Source organism: Pseudomonas sp. B5(2017) (genome assembly GCF_002112825.1).
Lineage (GTDB): Bacteria > Pseudomonadota > Gammaproteobacteria > Pseudomonadales > Pseudomonadaceae > Aquipseudomonas > Aquipseudomonas putida_Z.
Window position 1 is genome coordinate 233,458 of record NZ_NEIR01000006.1, and the last position, 17,295, is coordinate 250,752.

Here is a 17,295-nt window from a genome sequence, read left to right on the forward strand (position 1 = left end):
ACACTGCATCATGGCCTGCGGCCATGCGTAGCGTGTTGATATCGGTCAAGCCCATGACAGGGGCTGCTTCGCAGCCCATCGCCGGCAAGCCAGCTCCCACAGGGGCAGCGCATGGCTTGAGGTCAATGCAGTCGGGGTGGGAGCTGGCTTGCCGGCGATGGGCCGCAGGGCGGCCCCTTTGGTTTATGACCTTAGCCGCAGTTTCAACGCAAAGCGACAATCACCGCCCATTGCTCTGGCGTCACCGGCATCACCGACAGGCGGCTGCCCTTCTGCACCAGCGGCAGTTCGGCCAGGCCTGCCTGCTGTTTCAGCCAGCCCAGCTCCAGCACCCGTGGCAGGGTTTGCACATGGGCCACATCCACCGCGCTCCACGGGTTTTTGTCGGCCGTGGCCTTGGCATCGTAGTAGTGGCTTTGCGGGTCCAGCGCGGTCGGGTCGGGGTAGGCAGCGCGGGTGATCCTGGCAATGCCGGCGATGCCCGGCTGCGGGCAGCTGGAGTGGTAGAAGAAGAACTCGTCGCCAACGCTCATGGCCCGCAGGAAATTGCGCGCCTGGTAGTTGCGCACGCCGTCCCAGCGCGCTTCGCCGAGGCGGCCGAGGGCTTCGATGGAGAGCTCGTCGGGCTCGGATTTCATCAGCCAGTAGGCCATGGGTGCTGCTCCTGAAAAGGTTTGAAATAACCTGTTGCATGAAACCGACAGTCGGTTGGCGTCAAGGTTTGCGTGCAGACGCAGGTTGTCGGAAAATGCGCCCCGTTTAAAGCGCGATGCTCCGGCGATACCCAGAAAATTGCCGAGCCTGAACAGTTTGCCTGGGGGGCAATCTTCGATGAATCAACGTAACAAGCCGGATCTGCTGTGGATTCTGGTGTTCATTTTCGGCCTGGGTGTGGTCACGACCGGTTATGCGCAAGGGATCTGGGAGCGCAAGCTGGACAACGCCTATCAGATGCCGGTCGACGCCAGCCAGCCGCAACGTTGATGCCCCCGCCGGCGCCGCTCAACGCGGCGCCAGGTACCAGCCACGGTCCGAGACCGTCCCCTGCAGCGGTACATCCCAACTGGCCTGAGCCAGCCGCTCGACCTTCTGGCATTCATGTGCCAGCCCCAACAGCAAAGGCTTTTTCCAGGTCTGGCGACGTGCCTGGTAGGCCAGGCTGCGATCATAGAAGCCACCGCCCATTCCCAGGCGACCGCCCACTTCGTCGAAACCGACCAACGGTAGCAGGATCAGGTCCAGCGACCAGATCGGGCGCTGGCGCTTGCGCTCGGTGACCGGCTCGGGAATGCGAAAGCGGTTGGGCTTGAGCTTCTCGCCCTGCTCGAAGCGCTGGAACACCATGCGCGTGCGCGGCCAGGCGTGCAGCACCGGCAGGTAGGTGCGCTTGCCGCGGCGCTGGGCTTCGCGCAGCAGCAGGTAAGGGTCGATTTCGCCGTCGTTGGGCAGGTACAGGGCAATGTGCCGGGCGCGGCGGAACAGCGGGTGCTGCGCCAGCTGGCGGTACAGGCCAAGGGCGGCCTGGCGTTGCTGGGCAGGGGTAAGGGCGCGGCGGGCATTGCGGAGCAGGCGACGGAGCTGGGGGCGGGTGAGCTGCGCGGTGTCGGTCATGGCACGGGCGATCCCAGGTGCTGGCCGACGTGGTCGGCCAAAACGAATTGCCCGCCGGAAGGGGCGGGCAAGAGAATTCAGGCTCCCCGATAAGACCGCTATCGGTGTAGCCCTTGAACCCGAAAGTTCAAGGTGGAGATTGCAGGGGGCGTTAAGGCTTTCCGTCGGGCGGACATGCACACCGGCCCCAGCGTGCAACCCCCGTGGTTGTGCGTATCGGCTCAGGGACATAACCGACTGGCGCATCCCCCAGGGAGTGGCGCCAGTATACCAATCTCAGCCGATTTTGGTATCCGCGTCGTCGGACAGTGCCTGGTCGACCCGTTCCAGCAGGTCGCGCACCTGTTCGCGGGTGGTGCCGCCTGCCGGGGCATCGTTGCGGTCTTCCTGGCGGTGCAGCATTTCGTGGGTGATGTTCAACGCTGCCATGACCGCGATGCGGTCGGCGCCGATCACCTTGCCGCTGCTGCGGATCTCGCGCATCTTGCCGTCCAGGTAGCGCGCGGCGCTGACCAGGTTGTTGCGCTCTTCCGGCGGGCAGATGATCGAATATTCCTTGTCGAGGATCTGCACGGTGACGCTATTGCTTGAACTCATGAGTCTTGCTCCAGAGCCTTGAGGCGTAAAATCATCGACTCGACCTTGCGCTTGGCGATCTCGTTCTTTTCGATGAGGTGGGCGCGCTCTTCGCGCCAGGATTTTTCCTGAGCTACTAGGAGTGCATTTTGCCGTTTTAGTTGCTCGACACGTTCGATCAGCAACTCGAATCGGCTCATCAGTGCCTGCAGGTCGTTCTCTTGCGTGGGTTGCACTCGATTCGCTCCGTCGTTGAGTCACCTGGCGATGATGCCTCTCCCTGAGCGGCGACGGCCAGTGCCGATGGTCTTGGCGCGCCTGCCGGTGCTAGGATACAAGGTCTCCATTCTAGTCATTGCGCCGTCTGGCGCCTAGCTGCCCATGCCCAATACCCAATCGCCCTACATCGCCTTCGCCATGCTGCTGTCCAGCAATGGTCATCCTGTCACCCCGGCCGAACTGCACGGCCTGCTGATCGGCCGCAGCTGCGCCGGTGCCGGCTTCGACGCCGACGGCTGGCTGGCCGATGCCGCCCAGCTGCTGGAAACCGAGCCCGGTGACACCGTGCGCAACGCCCTGGTCGGCCTGCAGGAAATGGTCAAGGGCGAGCTGACCAGCGACGACATGGCCATCGTCCTGCTGCTACCTTCCGACGACGCCGCCCTGAGCGACCGCGCCACCGCGCTGGGCCAGTGGTGCCAAGGCTTCATTACCGGTTTCGGCCTGAATGCCGGTGGCAAGGACCTGTCCGACGAGGCCAAGGAAGTGCTGCAGGACCTGGTGGCCATTTCCCAGGTCCAGGAAGCCCTCGAGGAGTCCGAGGACGGCGAGAGCGATTACATGGAAGTCATGGAATACCTGCGCGTGGCGCCACTGCTGCTGTTCTCCGAGCTGGCCAAGCCGGCCGCCCCTGCACCCAAGCCATCGCTGCACTGATCAACCGGGGGTAGTCTGCCCATGAGCCACATTCCCAAGGCCGAGTATGCCCGTCGGCGCAAGGCGCTGATGGCGCAGATGGTCCCCAACAGCATCGCCATCCTGCCCGCCGCCGCGGTTGCCATCCGCAACCGCGACGTCGAGCACGTTTACCGCCAGGACAGCGACTTCCAGTACCTCAGCGGTTTCCCCGAGCCGGAAGCGGTGATTGCGCTGATCCCGGGGCGCGAGCATGGCGAATACGTGCTGTTCTGTCGTGAACGTAACCCCGAGCGCGAGCTGTGGGATGGTCTGCGGGCCGGCCAGGAAGGTGCGGTGCGCGATTTTGGCGCAGACGATGCCTTCCCCATCACCGACATCGACGAGATCCTGCCGGGCCTGATCGAAGGCCGTGAGCGGGTGTACAGCGCCATGGGCAGCAACCCCGAGTTCGACCGCCGGCTGATGGACTGGATCAACGTGATCCGCTCCAAGGCGCGCTTGGGCGCCCAGCCGCCGAACGAGTTCGTTGCGCTGGATCATCTGCTGCACGACATGCGCCTGTATAAATCGGCAGCGGAAGTGAAGGTGATGCGCGCTGCCGCAGACATCTCGGCGCGGGCCCACGTGCGGGCCATGCAGGCCTGCCGGGCCGGGTTGCACGAATACAGCCTGGAAGCCGAGCTGGACTACGAGTTCCGCAAGGGCGGGGCGAAGATGCCGGCCTACGGCTCTATCGTTGCGGCCGGGCGCAATGGCTGCATCCTGCACTATCAGCAGAACGACGCCCCGCTCAAAGATGGCGACCTGGTGCTGATCGACGCCGGCTGCGAGATCGACTGCTACGCCAGCGACATCACCCGTACCTTCCCGGTCAGCGGGCGCTTTTCGCCGGAGCAGAAGGCCATCTACGAGCTGGTGCTCAAGGCCCAGGCAGCGGCGTTTGCCGAGATCGCCCCCGGCAAGCACTGGAACCACGCCCATGAGGCGACCGTGCGGGTCATCACCGAGGGCCTGGTGGAACTGGGCCTGCTGACGGGCGAGGTGCAGGCGCTGATCGACAGCGAGGCCTATCGTGCCTTCTACATGCACCGCGCCGGGCACTGGCTGGGCATGGATGTGCACGATGTGGGCGAGTACAAGGTGGGCGGTGAGTGGCGGGTGCTAGAACCCGGCATGGCGCTGACCGTCGAGCCGGGCATCTACATAGGCGCCGACAATCAGGCCGTGGCCAAGAAATGGCGCGGCATTGGTGTAAGGATCGAGGACGACGTGGTAGTGACCAGGCAAGGTTGTGAAATCCTGACTTCGGGCGTGCCGCGCACGGTCGCCGAGATCGAGGCGCTGATGCAGGCCGCCCGCAAGGACGCGGCATGAATCGGGTAAACCTGGCGATCATCGGTGGCGGCCTGGTGGGCGCGAGCCTGGCCCTGGCCCTGCAGGCGGGGGCCAAGGCGCGAGGCTGGAAGATCCTGCTGATCGAGCCGTTCGCCCCCGGTGACAGCTTCCAGCCCAGCTACGACGCGCGTTCGTCGGCACTGTCGTTCGGTACCCAGCAGATCTACCAGCAGCTGGGCCTGTGGCAGGCCATCGGCCATCGCGCCGAGCCGATCCGGCAGATTCACGTATCCGACCGCGGCCGCTTCGGCGCCACCCGCCTGGATGCCCTGGAAGAGGGCGTGCCGGCGCTTGGCTACGTGGTGGAAAACGCCTGGCTGGGCCAGTGCCTGTGGCAAGGGCTGGACAGCGAGGTGGTGAGCTGGCGCTGCCCGGCGGAGGTGACCGCGATGCAGGCCATCGACGGTGGCTACCGCCTGCTGTTGAACGACGACACCCAGCTGGAGTGCGACCTGGCGGTACTGGCCGACGGTGGCCGCTCCGGCCTGCGCGAACAGCTGGGCATCCATGTGCGCCACACGCCCTACCAACAGAGCGCGTTGATCGCCAATATCACCCCGGGCGAGGCCCACGGCGGCCAGGCCTTCGAGCGCTTCACCGAAGAAGGCCCCATGGCCCTGCTACCGCTGCCGGATAACCGCTGCGCGCTGGTCTGGACCCGCCAGGGCATGGACGCGCGACGCCTGGCCGACATCGACGAGCGCAGTTTCCTGCGCGAGCTGCAGGGCGTGTTCGGCTATCGCCTGGGCGCCTTGCGCCAGGTCGGCGCGCGGCACCTCTACCCACTGTCGCTGATCGAGGCCCAGGAGCAGGTGCGGCCGCATCTGGTGGTGCTGGGCAACGCCGCGCACAGCCTGCACCCCATTGCCGGCCAGGGCTTCAACCTGTCGCTGCGTGACGTGCAGGCGCTGGCCGAGGCGCTGCTGGCCGGGCCGCAGCAGCCTGGCGATCTGACCACGTTGCAGGCCTACCACCAGCGCCAGCGCCTGGACCAGGCCATGACCATCGGTTTTTCCGACCAGGTCACCCGCCTGTTCGGCAGCAGCCAGCCATTGCTGGCTGCCGGGCGCAACCTTGGCCTGCTCGGGCTCGACCTGCTGCCACCGGCCAAAAGCTGGTTCGCCCGCCAGGCCATGGGCCTGGGCACCCGCCCCGATCCGCGAGGTCAGGCATGAGTGACGACGCGCGCAGGCTGGCGCGCCGGGCGTGCCTGTTGCGCTGGCGGCTGAACCTGTTCCCGCCGCACCTCGGTGCTGGTATCCGCGTGCAGCACATCAGCCCGGACCTGCGCAGCGTCAAGGTGGCGATGAAGCTGACCCGCTGGAACCGCAACTACGTCGGCACCCAGTGCGGCGGCAGCCTGTACGGCATGGTCGACCCGTTCTACATGCTGCTGTTGATCGAGCAGCTGGGGCGTGACTACATCGTCTGGGACAAGGCTGCCAGCATCGATTTCATTTCGCCGGGCAAAGGCCCGGTGTATGCCGAACTCCACGTCGATGACGCGCTGCTGGACGAAATCCGCCAGCAGACCGCCACCGGCAAGAAGTGCCTGCCGCGTTTGCAGGTCGATATCCGCGACGGCGCCGGCGAGCTGGTGGCGCGGGTCGATAAAACCCTATATGTGCGGCTCAAGCCGCAAGCGAGGCTGGCGTAAGGCATGGAAATGCGCGCAGATCTGTTGATTGTCGGTGCCGGTATGGTCGGCAGCGCCCTGGCCCTGGCGTTGCGCCACAGTGGCTTGCAAATCCTCTTGCTCGACGGCGGCCCGCTGACGGTCAAGCCGTTCGATGCCCAGGCCCCGTTCGAGCCGCGTGTCAGCGCGCTGTCGGCAGCCAGCCAGCGCATCCTCGAGCGCCTTGGCGCCTGGGATGGCATTGCCCAGCGGCGTGCCACTCCATACTCGGACATGCATGTGTGGGATGGCAGCGGCACCGGGCAGATTCACTTCTCGGCTGCCAGCGTGCATGCCCAGGTGCTCGGCCACATCGTCGAGAACCGGGTGGTGCAGGATGGCCTGCTGGAGCGCCTGCATGACAGCGACATCGGCCTGCTGCCCAACGCGCGGCTCGAACAGCTGCGCCGCTCCGGCGACGAGTGGCTGCTGACCCTCGCCGATGGCCGCCAGCTGCGTGCGCCGCTGGTGATTGCGGCCGACGGTGCCAACTCTGCAGTGCGGCGCCTGGCCGGCTGCGAAACCCGCGAGTGGGATTACCTGCACCATGCCATCGTCACCAGCGTGCGTTGCAGCGCCGGGCACCAAGCCACGGCCTGGCAGCGCTTCACCGATGAAGGGCCACTGGCGTTCCTGCCGCTGACCCGCGATGGCCAGCAGGACTGGTGCTCGATCGTGTGGTCGACCACCCCCGAGCATGCCGAGCAGTTGATGGCGCTGGATGAAGCGGCCTTCCTGAAAGCCCTGGAGCGGGCTTTCGAGGGGCGCCTGGGTGATGTGCTGCAGGCCGACCCGCGGCTGTGCGTGCCGCTGCGCCAGCGCCACGCCAAGCGCTATGTGGATGAAGGCCTGGCATTGATCGGCGATGCCGCGCACACCATTCACCCGCTGGCCGGGCAGGGCGTGAACCTAGGCTTCCTCGATGCTGCGGTGCTGGCCGAGGTGCTGGTCAACGCCTGCGAGCGTGGCGAGCGGCTGGCGGATGTGAAGGTACTGAGCCGTTACGAGCGACGGCGCATGCCGCACAACCTGGCGCTGATGGCGGCGATGGAAGGGTTCGAGCGGTTGTTCCAGGCCAACCCGTTGCCGTTGCGCTGGTTGCGTAACAGCGGGTTGAAGCTGGTGGAGCAGATGCCGGAGGCCAAGGCGCTATTCGTGCGGCAGGCGCTGGGTTTGAGCGGTGATCTGCCGGATCTGGCCAAGGCTTGAGATTGTCGTGGCCGCTTTGCGGCCCTTTCGCGACACAAGGCCGCTCCTACAGGGGGACGCAATCTCTTGTAGGAGCGGCCTTGTGTCGCGATGGGCTGCACAGCAGCCCCCTCTGCAACATCCGGTAACGCCTATGTAGATGAGTCGGAAAATGGGATTCACTACCATTTGCGCCTCTCATACGATCCGAGGAGTGCTTTCCATGTTGCCACGCAAGCCCCTACTGGCCGCCCTGGCCCTGACCCTGTTTGGCGGCACCGCCCACGCAGCGGACGAAGTGGTGGTGTACTCCTCGCGCATCGACGAGCTGATCAAGCCGGTGTTCGATGCCTATACCGCCAAGACCGGGGTCAAGATCAAGTTCATCACCGACAAGGAAGCCCCGCTGATGCAGCGCATCAAGGCCGAGGGCGAAAACGGCGTGGCCGACCTGCTGCTGACCGTCGATGCCGGCAACCTGTGGCAGGCTGAGCAGATGGGCATCCTGCAGCCGATCAAGTCCGACATCATCGACCAGAACATCCCGTCGCAGTACCGCGCCTCGTCCCACGACTGGACCGGCCTGAGCCTGCGCGCCCGCACCATCATCTACTCCACCGAGCGGGTCAAGCCGCAGGAGCTGAGCACCTACGAAGCCCTGGCCGACAAGCAGTGGGAAGGCCGCCTGTGCCTGCGCACGGCGAAGAAGGTGTACAACCAGTCGCTGACCGCCACCCTGATCGAAACCCACGGCGAGGCGAAGACCGAGCAGATCGTCAAAGGCTGGGTCAACAACCTGTCCACCGACGTGTTCTCCGACGACAACGCAGTGATCCAGGCCATCGAGGCCGGCCAGTGCGACGTGGGCGTGGTCAACACCTACTACTACGGCCGCCTGCACAATCAGAACCCGAAACTGCCGGTGAAGATCTTCTGGCCCAACCAGGGTGACCGTGGCGTGCACGTGAACCTGTCGGGCATCGGCCTGACCAAGCATGCGCCACACCCGGAGGCGGCGAAGAAGCTGGTGGAATGGATGACCGGTGAAGAGGCGCAGAAGCTGTTCGCCGACATCAACCAGGAGTTCCCGGCCAACCCGAAGGTCAAACCATCGGAAGAAGTGGCAGCGTGGGGCAGCTTCAAGGCTGACAGCATTCCGGTGGAAATCGCCGGCAAGCGCCAGGCTGAAGCGATTCGCTTGATGGATCGGGCTGGCTGGAACTAAGCGCCAGGCTTTATCCTTCCGGGGCCTTTCAGGGCCTCTTCGCGGGCATGCCCGCTCCCACAGGATTACTCGATCCCTGTGGGAGCGGGCGTGCCCGCGAACGACCGCATAGCGGTCGCAAATCAGCCACAGAGACATTCAACTTGCCCCACACCCCCCAACGCCGCTGGTACCTCCCGGTCACCCTGGTCGCCGCCCTGGTGCTCCTGCCCCTGAGCGTCCTGCTGTTGTCCTGGCAGTCGATCGACCTGCAGATCTGGTCGCACCTGCTCGACACCCAGATGACTCGCCTGCTGGGCAATACTCTGACGCTGGTGGTGGGTGTGGGCATCGGCGTCACCGTGCTGGGCGTCAGCCTGGCCTGGCTGACCAGCCTCTGCGAGTTCCCTGGCCGGCGCTGGCTGGACTGGGCGCTGATGCTACCGTTCGCCATCCCGGCCTATGTGCTGGCGTTCGTCTTCGTCGGCCTGCTGGACTTCGCCGGCCCGGTGCAGAGCGCCCTGCGCGAGGTGTTCGGGCCGATGCGCCTGCCGCGGGTACGCTCTACCGGCGGGGTGATCGTCGTCCTGGTGCTGGTGTTCTACCCCTATGTCTACCTGCTGGCGCGCAGCGCATTCCTGGCCCAGGGCAAGGGCCTGATGGAAGCGGCGCGGGTGCTGGGGTTGTCCCCGCTGCAAGCGTTCTGGCGTGTGGCCCTGCCTATGGCACGGCCCGCGATCGGCGCCGGTATTGCCCTGGCCCTGATGGAAACCCTGGCCGACTTCGGCGCGGTGGCGGTGTTCAACTTCGACACCTTCACCACGGCCATCTACAAGACCTGGTACGGCTTCTTCAGCCTGTCCAGCGCGGCCCAGCTGGCCAGCCTGTTGCTGCTGGCGGTGATGCTGGTGCTGTATGGCGAGCGCCGTGCCAGGGGGGCCAGCCGCAGCGGCAACGAGCGGCCGCGCGGGCAGGCGCTGTATCACCTGCGCGGGTTCAAGGCATTGCTGGCCAGTGGCTGGTGCCTGCTGGTGTTCGCCTGCGCATTCGTCATCCCGCTGCTGCAACTGCTGGCGTGGTTCTGGCAGCGCGGGCGGCATGACCTGGACGAGCGCTATGTCGGCCTGGTGCTGCACACCCTGTACCTGGGCGGCATGGCGGCGCTGGTCACGGTGTGCGTGGCGTTGCTGCTGGCCTTTGCCCGGCGCCAGGCGCCGACGGGCGGTATCCGCGCCGGGGTAGGCCTGGCCAACCTGGGCTATGCCTTGCCCGGCTCGGTGCTGGCGGTGTCGATCATGCTGGCCTTCAGTTACCTCGACAACCACCTGGTCATCCCGCTGTCCAGCTGGCTGGGCGGTGCCGGCAAGCCGCTGCTGCTGGGCAGCCTGGCCGCATTGCTGCTGGCCTACCTGGTGCGCTTCATCGCGGTGGCCTACGGGCCGCTGGAGAGCAGCCTGGAGCGGATCCGCCCGTCACTGCCCGAGGCATCCCGCAGCCTGGGCGTCGGTGGCGTGGGATTGTTTTTCAAGGTGTATCTGCCGCTGCTGGTGCCTGGCGCGCTCAGCGCCGCCCTGCTGGTGTTCGTCGACGTGCTCAAGGAAATGCCGGCCACCTTGCTGATGCGCCCGTTCGGCTGGGACACCTTGGCGGTAAGGGTGTTCGAGATGACCAGCGAGGGTGAGTGGGCGCGTGCATCTTTGCCGGCACTGACGCTGGTGCTGGTGGGCCTGCTGCCGGTCATCGGCCTGATCCGCCGTTCGGCACGTCGACCCGGTCACAGTCACTGAGGGTGCCAGCCCGCGCCCTTGCGGCTACAATGCGCGGCATTCGCGCGGCGGGTCCTACACAAGAAGAGCTGACGACCCGACGTCATCGACCGCCGCCGCTTCGCCACGCCCGGAAGGAGAAACCCATGGGACAGCGCACGCTTTTGTATGACCTGCACCTGGCGCTTGGCGCCAAGACGGTCGATTTCGGTGGCTGGGACATGCCCCTGCACTATGGCTCGCAGGTCGAGGAGCACCATCAGGTGCGCAGCGATTGCGGGGTGTTCGATGTTTCTCACATGACCGTGATCGATGTCGATGGTAGCGACGCCACTGCCTGGTTGCAGCGTCTGCTGGCCAACGACGTGGCCCGCCTCGACGACACCGGCAAGGCGCTTTACAGCCCGCTGCTGCAGGCGCAGGGCGGGGTGATCGATGACCTGATCGTCTACCGCACGGAAGATGGCTATCGTCTGGTCACCAACGCCGCCACTCGCGCCAAGGTGCTCGACTGGCTGCAGCTGCAGCGTGACGGTTTTGCCGTGGACTTCAAGGTCCGCCCAGACCTTGCCATCCTTGCCATCCAGGGCCCGCATGCCCGAGATAAGGTTGCGGCCCTGCTCAGCTCCGCGCGTGCCGCGCTGATCCGCGAGTTGCGCCCGTTCGAAGGCGTTGCCGAAGGCGACTGGTTCATTGCCCGCACCGGTTATACCGGTGAAGACGGCCTGGAGATCATCCTCCCGGGCGAGCAGGCCGTGGCTTTCTTCAACGACCTGGTCGGTGCCGGTATAGCCCCTAGCGGCCTTGGTGCCCGCGATACCCTGCGCCTGGAAGCCGGCATGAACCTGTACGGCCAGGACATCGACGAAACCCACACCCCGCTTACCTCCAACCTGGGCTGGAGCATCGCCTGGGAGCCGGCCGAGCGCGATTTCATCGGCCGCGCCGGGCTGCTGGCGGAAATCGAGCACGGCGTGCAGGAAAAACTGGTCGGCCTGGTGCTGGAAGAGCGCGGCGTGCTGCGTGCCCACCAGGTGGTGCGTGTAGCCGGGATTGGCGAAGGGGAGATCACCAGTGGTAGTTTCTCGCCTACGCTGAGCAAGTCCATTGCCCTTGCACGCGTGCCCATGGCCACCGGCGACCGGGCCGAGGTGGAAATCCGCGGCAAGTGGTACCCGGTGCGGGTGGTCAAACCGACCTTCGTGCGCCACGGCAAGATCCTGATCTGAACAATTTTTAACCGGCGGGCGTACCGCTGAGCCAATCGAGGAATTCAAGACATGAGCAATATCCCCGCCGACCTGCGTTTTGCCGAAAGCCACGAGTGGGCTCGCGTGGAAGCCGACGGCACCGTGACCGTGGGTATCAGCGACCACGCCCAGGAAGCCCTGGGTGACGTGGTGTTCGTCGAGCTGGCCGAAGTCGGCAAGGTATTCGCCGCTGGCGACGCTGCCGGTGTGGTCGAGTCGGTCAAGGCCGCCTCGGACATCTATGCCCCGGTCGGTGGCGAAGTGATCGCGGTCAACGAAGAGCTGGCTGACAGCCCTGAGCTGCTCAACGAAGAACCTTACGAGTCGTGGATCTTCAAGCTGAAGCCAAGCAACCCGGCCGAGCTGGACAAGCTGCTGGATGCTGCTGGTTACGCGGCCGCCATCGGCGAGTAAGACCGCGTTGCCTTCTTCGCGGCTAAAGCCGCTCCCACAGGGACTGCACAGCGTCTGATACCTGTGCGGTCCCTGTGGGAGCGGCTTTAGCCGCGAAGAGGGCGGTACTGCAAAACAAGTTTCCCCGCAGAATCGGCAATCCCTTCCTAGACTTGTAAGTCTCCATGAGAGCTGTTCCAGGAAGAGAGCGTCGTCATGTCCCAGTCGCCATCCCTGCATCAACTGCAAGAGCTCAACCCATTCCTGCGTCGCCACCTGGGCCCGGATGCCACGGAGCAGCAGGCCATGCTCAACGCGCTGGGTGTCGCCAGCCGCAGTGAACTGATCGAGCAGACCGTACCGCCAGACATCCGCCTCAATCGCCCCCTCGACCTGCCGCCGGCACTGGACGAACAGGCCGCCCTGGCCAAGCTCGCCGGTTACGCCGGGCAGAACCAGGTCTGGACCAGCCTGATCGGCATGGGCTACCACGGCACCATCACCCCCACGGTCATCCTGCGCAACGTGCTGGAAAACCCGGGCTGGTACACCGCTTACACGCCTTATCAGCCCGAGATTGCCCAAGGCCGGCTGGAGGCGCTGCTGAACTTCCAGCAGATGGTCATCGACCTCACCGGGCTGGCCCTGGCCAATGCCTCGCTGCTCGACGAAGCTACCGCCGCCGCCGAGGCCATGGCCCTGGCCAAGCGGGTGGCGCGCAACAAGAGCAATGCCTTCTTCGCCGACGAGCACTGTCACCCGCAGACCCTGTCGGTACTCAAGACCCGTGCCGAGGGCTTCGGCTTCGAGCTGATCGTCGACTCTGTGGATAACCTTGGCAAACACGCGGTTTTCGGGGCCTTGCTGCAGTACCCGGATACCCACGGCGAGGTGCGCGACCTACGCCCGCAAATCGACCATTTGCACAGCCAGCATGCCCTGGCCTGCGTAGCCGCCGACCTGCTCAGCCTGGTGGTGCTGGCACCGCCTGGGGAGCTGGGTGCCGATGTGGTGCTGGGCTCGACCCAGCGCTTTGGCGTACCGATGGGCTATGGCGGCCCCCACGCGGCCTATTTCGCCTGCCGCGATGACTACAAGCGAGCCATGCCGGGGCGCATCATCGGCGTATCGCGCGATGCCCGTGGCAACACCGCGTTGCGCATGGCCCTGCAGACCCGCGAGCAGCATATCCGCCGCGAGAAGGCCAACTCCAACATCTGCACGGCCCAGGTGCTGCTGGCCAACATTGCCGGCTTCTACGCGGTGTACCACGGCCCGGAAGGCCTGCAGCGCATTGCCCAGCGCGTGCACCGGCTGACCTTCATCCTGGCCGCCGGCCTCGAGGCCAAGGGCATCAAGCGCCTAAACCAGCACTTCTTCGACACCCTTACCCTGGACGTCGGCGGTGCCCAGGTGGCCATCATCGAAAGCGCCGAAGCCGCGCAGATCAACTTGCGCATCCTTGGCCGCGGGCATCTGGGCGTGAGCCTGGACGAGACCTGCTCGGAGCAGACGGTGCTGCGCCTGTTCGACATCTTCCTGGGGGTGGACCACGGCCTGGATATAGCCGCACTCGACCAGCTGGCCCTGCCCGAAGGCATCCCCGCCAGCCTGGTGCGGCGCACGCCGTTCCTCGCCCACCCGGTGTTCAACCTGCACCACAGCGAAACCGAGATGCTGCGCTACCTCAAGCAGCTCGAGAACAAGGACCTGGCGCTGAACCAGTCGATGATCCCGCTGGGTTCGTGCACCATGAAGCTCAATGCCACCAGCGAGATGATCCCCATCACCTTGCCTGGCTTTGCCCAGCTGCACCCGTTTGCCCCGGCAGCCCAGGCCACCGGCTACAAGGCGATGATCGACGAACTGGAAAGCTGGCTGTGCGCCATTACCGGTTTCGATGCCATCTGCATGCAGCCCAACTCCGGTGCCCAGGGCGAGTACGCCGGCCTGATGGCCATTACCCGCTACCACCGCAGCCGCCACCAGCCGCAACGCACGCTGTGCCTGATCCCGTCGTCGGCCCACGGCACCAACCCGGCGTCGGCGCAAATGGCCGGCATGGAGGTGGTGATCGTCGATTGCGACGACGATGGCAACGTCGACCTGGCCGACCTCAAGGCCAAGGCCCACTCGGCCGGGGATCGGTTGTCGTGCCTGATGATCACTTACCCGTCGACCCACGGCGTGTATGAAGAGGGGATTCGCGAAATCTGCGAAGTGGTCCACCAGCACGGTGGCCAGGTGTACATGGATGGCGCCAACCTCAATGCCCAGGTGGGCCTGGCGCGGCCGGCGGATATCGGTGCCGACGTTTCACACATGAACCTGCACAAGACCTTCTGCATCCCCCACGGTGGTGGCGGGCCGGGCATGGGCCCGATCGGCATTCGCGCGCACCTCAAGCCGTTCGTCGCCAGCCACCCGGTGGTGCCGGTACCCGGCTTGGACCCGAACAACAGCGCGGTCAGTGCGGCGCCCTGGGGCAGTGCGAGCATCCTGCCGATCAGCTGGATGTACATAGCCATGATGGGCCCGCAGCTGGCCGATGCCAGCGAGGTGGCGATCCTCTCGGCCAATTACCTGGCCAGCCAGCTAGGTGGGGCCTTCCCGGTACTCTACCGCGGGCGCAACCAGCGGGTGGCGCATGAGTGCATTCTCGACCTGCGGCCGCTGAAGGCGCTGACCGGCATCAGCGAAGAGGACGTGGCCAAGCGCCTGATGGACTATGGCTTCCACGCGCCGACCATGTCGTTCCCGGTGCCGGGCACGCTGATGGTCGAGCCGACCGAGAGTGAGTCGAAGGCCGAACTGGACCGCTTCGTCGAGGCGATGCTGGCGATTCGGGCGGAAATTGGCGAAGTGCAGGAGGGCAACTGGCCGGCGGAGAACAACCCGCTCAAGCATGCGCCGCATACCCTGGCCGATGTGCTGGCGGTGTGGGACAGGCCCTACAGCCTGGAACAGGCGGTGGCGCCCAGTGCTCATGTGCGCCAGCACAAGTACTGGCCAGCGGTGAACCGGGTCGACAACGTGTATGGGGACAGGAATCTGTTCTGTGCTTGTGTGCCGGTGGAGGCTTACCGCTAATTGTGGTTTGCCTGTGCCGGCCTCTTCGCGGGTAAACCCGCTCCCACAGGGCTTGTACAAGTTTTGAATACTGTGCAGTACCTGTGGGAGCGGGTTCACCCGCGAAGCAGGCGACGCGGTTACTCGGCTACCGCATTCTTGGCCAGGATGGCATTGGCCAGTTCCATGTCAGAAGCCTGCATCCCCGGGTTCTCCGCGCGGGCCTGGCGAATCGCCGCTTCAAGGAACGGCCCGCGGATCGCGCCTTCGCTGGCCACGAAGCTGCCGGCGTCATCCTGCGCCGCCATCACCAGCTTGTGATCCCCGGAAGTCAGGTAGCTCGATGCCGTGGTAGCACCGGTAGTCATCACGTTACGCCAGAAGGTATCGGCCATGGCCGAGCCGATAGGCAGCGAAAGCAAGGCAGCGGCAGCGATGGCGGTTTTGAAACGCATGTTGAAACACCTCGAAGGGTGAGGGTTGAAGATGCGCGATTTGATCCTGCCACAGGGGTGCAAGTTCCTTGAATACAAAGGATTTTTGCTCAGGAACAGGCCCGTAGCACTTCCTCTTGGCGGGTCTGCCCGCAGGCTACCTTGGCTTCGCCGCAGCGGCGCAGATCGAGCAAGCCATCGGCCACGGCCTGGCGCCGCAAACTGGCCAGATCGCTGCCCGGGCCTATCAGGGCGCGCAGGCTGTCGCTGGGTATCAGCAGCTCGAACAACCCTGTGCGGCCATGGAACCCCGTGCCACGACAGGTACGGCATGGCTGCCCTTCGCGCAGCGCTGTATAACCCCGGCAATCCGCGCACAGTGTGCGCACCAACCGCTGGGCCATTACCCCAACCAGCGTTGCCTTGATCAGGTAGTCGGCCACACCCAGCTCCTGCAGGCGGGTGATCGCGCCGCAGGCGTCGTTGGTATGCAGGGTCGACAGCACCAGGTGCCCGGTCAGGGCTGCCTGCACCGCCACCAGGGCGGTCTCGCGGTCACGGATTTCGCCGATCATGATGATGTCCGGGTCCTGGCGCAGCATGGCCCGCACACCGTTGGCGAAACCCAGGTCCAGGGCGGGCTGCACCTGCAACTGGTTGAAGGTGGGATCCAGGCGCTCGATCGGGTCTTCGATGGTGCACAGGTTGACCTGCGGCGTGGCCAGCAGCTTGAGGCTGGCGTACAGCGTGCTGGTCTTGCCGGACCCGGTGGGGCCGGTGACCAGGATGATGCCCTGGCGCTGGCGCAGCAGGCCTTGCCACTGGTCCAGTTGTGGCCCATCCAGGCCCAGCCGGTCGAAGCCTTCTTGCAGCTGTTGCGGGTCGAACAGGCGCAGCACCAGTTTTTCGCCGAACGGGGTCGGCAAGGTCGACAGCCGCAGTTCCACCTCGCCGCCGCCAGGCAGGCGGCTTTGCAGCCGGCCATCCTGCGGCCGGCGCTTTTCGGCGACGTCCATGCGCCCCAGGTGTTTCAGGCGGCTGACCAGCGCCAGGGTCACCCCGGCGGGGAAGGTATAGACGTTGTGCAGCAGGCCGTCGATGCGATAGCGCAGCTGGCCCTGCTCGCGGCGTGGTTCCAGGTGGATATCGCTGGCGCGTTGCTCGATGGCGTACTGCAGCAGCCAGTCGACGATATGCACGATGTGCGCGTCGTCCGCACTGGCCTCGGCCTGGCGCTTGCCCAGCTCCAGCAGCTGTTCGAGTTCGCCCAGGCTGGCTGACTGCTGGTGTTGCGCACCCTTTACCGATTGGGCCAGGCGGTGGAACGACTGCCCTGCCTGGCGGACCTGCTGCGGGTTGGCCAGCACGCGATGGATCGGCCGGCCCAGGCTGCGGGTGAGGTCGGCCAGCCAGTCGTCCTGGTAGGGCTGGGCGCTGGCGACGGTGACGCTGGAGGCATCGGCGGCGACGATAAGAATGCCGTGGCGCTGGGCGAAGGCCGGGGATATCAGGCCGGTGACCTGGGGCAGGTCCAGTTGCAGCGGGTCGATGCGCAGGTAGGGCTGGCCGACCTTGTTGGCCAGCCATTGGCAGAGGCGGTCCAGGTCCAGGGGCTGGCCAGGGTGTCGGCGGTCTTCCAGGGCGCAGGCGGCGATCTGTTCCAGCGGGTGGGCGGTGGGGTGATTGGCGGCGTGCTCGAGTACCGGGAGGGTGTCGTTGGCGTGCAGGTGCTGGTCGGCGAGCAAGGCCTGGAGCAGGAGCTTGAGGTCGAGTGCCGGGTTGTCGGGGGTGTGCATGGTTGGCGTCCGTGCCTGAT

Annotated in this window: 17 protein-coding genes and 1 other RNA gene; 11 read left to right on the forward strand and 7 right to left on the reverse strand. The window is 65.6% G+C overall.

Annotated features, from left to right (window positions below):
- Nucleotides 1–203: 203 nt before the first annotated feature.
- A complete protein-coding gene (locus CAG00_RS11495; RefSeq protein ID WP_025341054.1) occupies nucleotides 204–653 on the reverse strand; it encodes an EVE domain-containing protein in 450 nt (149 codons plus the stop codon).
- A 178-nt stretch (nucleotides 654–831) separates the two neighbouring features.
- On the opposite strand from CAG00_RS11495, the gene CAG00_RS28795 reads away from it, so the two are divergent.
- Nucleotides 832–984: a hypothetical protein gene (locus CAG00_RS28795; RefSeq protein WP_013974724.1), complete on the forward strand. Its 153-nt coding sequence runs from the start codon at nucleotides 832–834 to the stop codon at nucleotides 982–984.
- Between the two features lie 18 nt (nucleotides 985–1,002).
- On the opposite strand, the gene CAG00_RS11500 is transcribed toward CAG00_RS28795, so the two are convergent.
- From CAG00_RS11500 to CAG00_RS11515, 4 genes are all read right to left on the reverse strand, one after another.
- The gene (locus tag CAG00_RS11500; RefSeq protein ID WP_003259369.1) at nucleotides 1,003–1,611 is read right to left on the reverse strand and encodes a 5-formyltetrahydrofolate cyclo-ligase; all 609 of its coding nucleotides are present in this window, start codon (nucleotides 1,609–1,611) and stop codon (nucleotides 1,003–1,005) included.
- Between the two features lie 79 nt (nucleotides 1,612–1,690).
- Nucleotides 1,691–1,870: non-coding RNA, 6S RNA (gene ssrS / locus CAG00_RS11505), on the reverse strand.
- Nucleotides 1,871–1,887: 17 nt separating this feature from the next.
- A complete protein-coding gene (locus CAG00_RS11510; protein WP_003259368.1) occupies nucleotides 1,888–2,208 on the reverse strand; it encodes a cell division protein ZapA in 321 nt (106 codons plus the stop codon).
- Nucleotides 2,205–2,387 carry a TIGR02449 family protein gene (locus tag CAG00_RS11515; protein ID WP_029886233.1) on the reverse strand — a complete coding sequence of 61 codons (183 nt, stop codon included), beginning with the start codon at nucleotides 2,385–2,387 and terminating at the stop codon, nucleotides 2,205–2,207. Before CAG00_RS11515 ends, CAG00_RS11510 begins: the two co-directional genes overlap by 4 nt.
- A gap of 181 nt (nucleotides 2,388–2,568) precedes the next feature.
- Between CAG00_RS11515 and CAG00_RS11520 the strand changes: the two genes are divergently transcribed.
- From CAG00_RS11520 to gcvP, 10 genes are all read left to right on the forward strand, one after another.
- Entirely contained in the window at nucleotides 2,569–3,123 is a 555-nt protein-coding gene (locus CAG00_RS11520; RefSeq protein ID WP_003259367.1) for a YecA family protein, read from the forward strand.
- 21 nt (nucleotides 3,124–3,144) lie between these two features.
- Entirely contained in the window at nucleotides 3,145–4,479 is a 1,335-nt protein-coding gene (pepP, locus tag CAG00_RS11525) for a Xaa-Pro aminopeptidase (RefSeq protein ID WP_025341052.1), read from the forward strand.
- Nucleotides 4,476–5,675 (forward strand): 2-octaprenyl-6-methoxyphenyl hydroxylase, encoded by a 1,200-nt coding sequence (gene ubiH, locus CAG00_RS11530; protein ID WP_085664304.1) that lies wholly within the window; start codon nucleotides 4,476–4,478, stop codon nucleotides 5,673–5,675. The genes pepP and ubiH overlap by 4 nt, the downstream gene beginning before the upstream one ends.
- Nucleotides 5,672–6,157 (forward strand): DUF4442 domain-containing protein, encoded by a 486-nt coding sequence (locus CAG00_RS11535; RefSeq protein WP_085615886.1) that lies wholly within the window; start codon nucleotides 5,672–5,674, stop codon nucleotides 6,155–6,157. Before ubiH ends, CAG00_RS11535 begins: the two co-directional genes overlap by 4 nt.
- 9 nt (nucleotides 6,158–6,166) lie before the next feature.
- Nucleotides 6,167–7,384 carry a 2-octaprenyl-3-methyl-6-methoxy-1,4-benzoquinol hydroxylase gene (locus CAG00_RS11540; protein WP_176240876.1) on the forward strand — a complete coding sequence of 406 codons (1,218 nt, stop codon included), beginning with the start codon at nucleotides 6,167–6,169 and terminating at the stop codon, nucleotides 7,382–7,384.
- Nucleotides 7,385–7,586: 202 nt separating this feature from the next.
- Nucleotides 7,587–8,588, forward strand: a complete 1,002-nt coding sequence (locus tag CAG00_RS11545) for an extracellular solute-binding protein (RefSeq protein ID WP_085615884.1) — start codon at nucleotides 7,587–7,589, stop codon at nucleotides 8,586–8,588.
- Between the two features lie 143 nt (nucleotides 8,589–8,731).
- Entirely contained in the window at nucleotides 8,732–10,354 is a 1,623-nt protein-coding gene (locus CAG00_RS11550) for an iron ABC transporter permease (protein WP_085664306.1), read from the forward strand.
- Between the two features lie 125 nt (nucleotides 10,355–10,479).
- Nucleotides 10,480–11,562, forward strand: a complete 1,083-nt coding sequence (gene gcvT / locus CAG00_RS11555) for a glycine cleavage system aminomethyltransferase GcvT (RefSeq protein WP_085664307.1) — start codon at nucleotides 10,480–10,482, stop codon at nucleotides 11,560–11,562.
- 51 nt (nucleotides 11,563–11,613) lie between these two features.
- Nucleotides 11,614–11,997 carry a glycine cleavage system protein GcvH gene (gene gcvH / locus CAG00_RS11560; protein ID WP_085664308.1) on the forward strand — a complete coding sequence of 128 codons (384 nt, stop codon included), beginning with the start codon at nucleotides 11,614–11,616 and terminating at the stop codon, nucleotides 11,995–11,997.
- Between the two features lie 195 nt (nucleotides 11,998–12,192).
- Nucleotides 12,193–15,066: an aminomethyl-transferring glycine dehydrogenase gene (gene gcvP, locus CAG00_RS11565; protein WP_085664309.1), complete on the forward strand. Its 2,874-nt coding sequence runs from the start codon at nucleotides 12,193–12,195 to the stop codon at nucleotides 15,064–15,066.
- Between the two features lie 119 nt (nucleotides 15,067–15,185).
- Here gcvP and CAG00_RS11570 read toward each other — a convergent pair whose 3' ends face one another.
- The gene (locus CAG00_RS11570; protein WP_003259356.1) at nucleotides 15,186–15,500 is read right to left on the reverse strand and encodes a DUF2388 domain-containing protein; all 315 of its coding nucleotides are present in this window, start codon (nucleotides 15,498–15,500) and stop codon (nucleotides 15,186–15,188) included.
- Between the two features lie 89 nt (nucleotides 15,501–15,589).
- Complete coding sequence (locus tag CAG00_RS11575) at nucleotides 15,590–17,275, reverse strand: GspE/PulE family protein (RefSeq protein WP_085664310.1); 1,686 nt, start codon at nucleotides 17,273–17,275, stop codon at nucleotides 15,590–15,592.
- Nucleotides 17,276–17,295 lie beyond the last annotated feature (20 nt).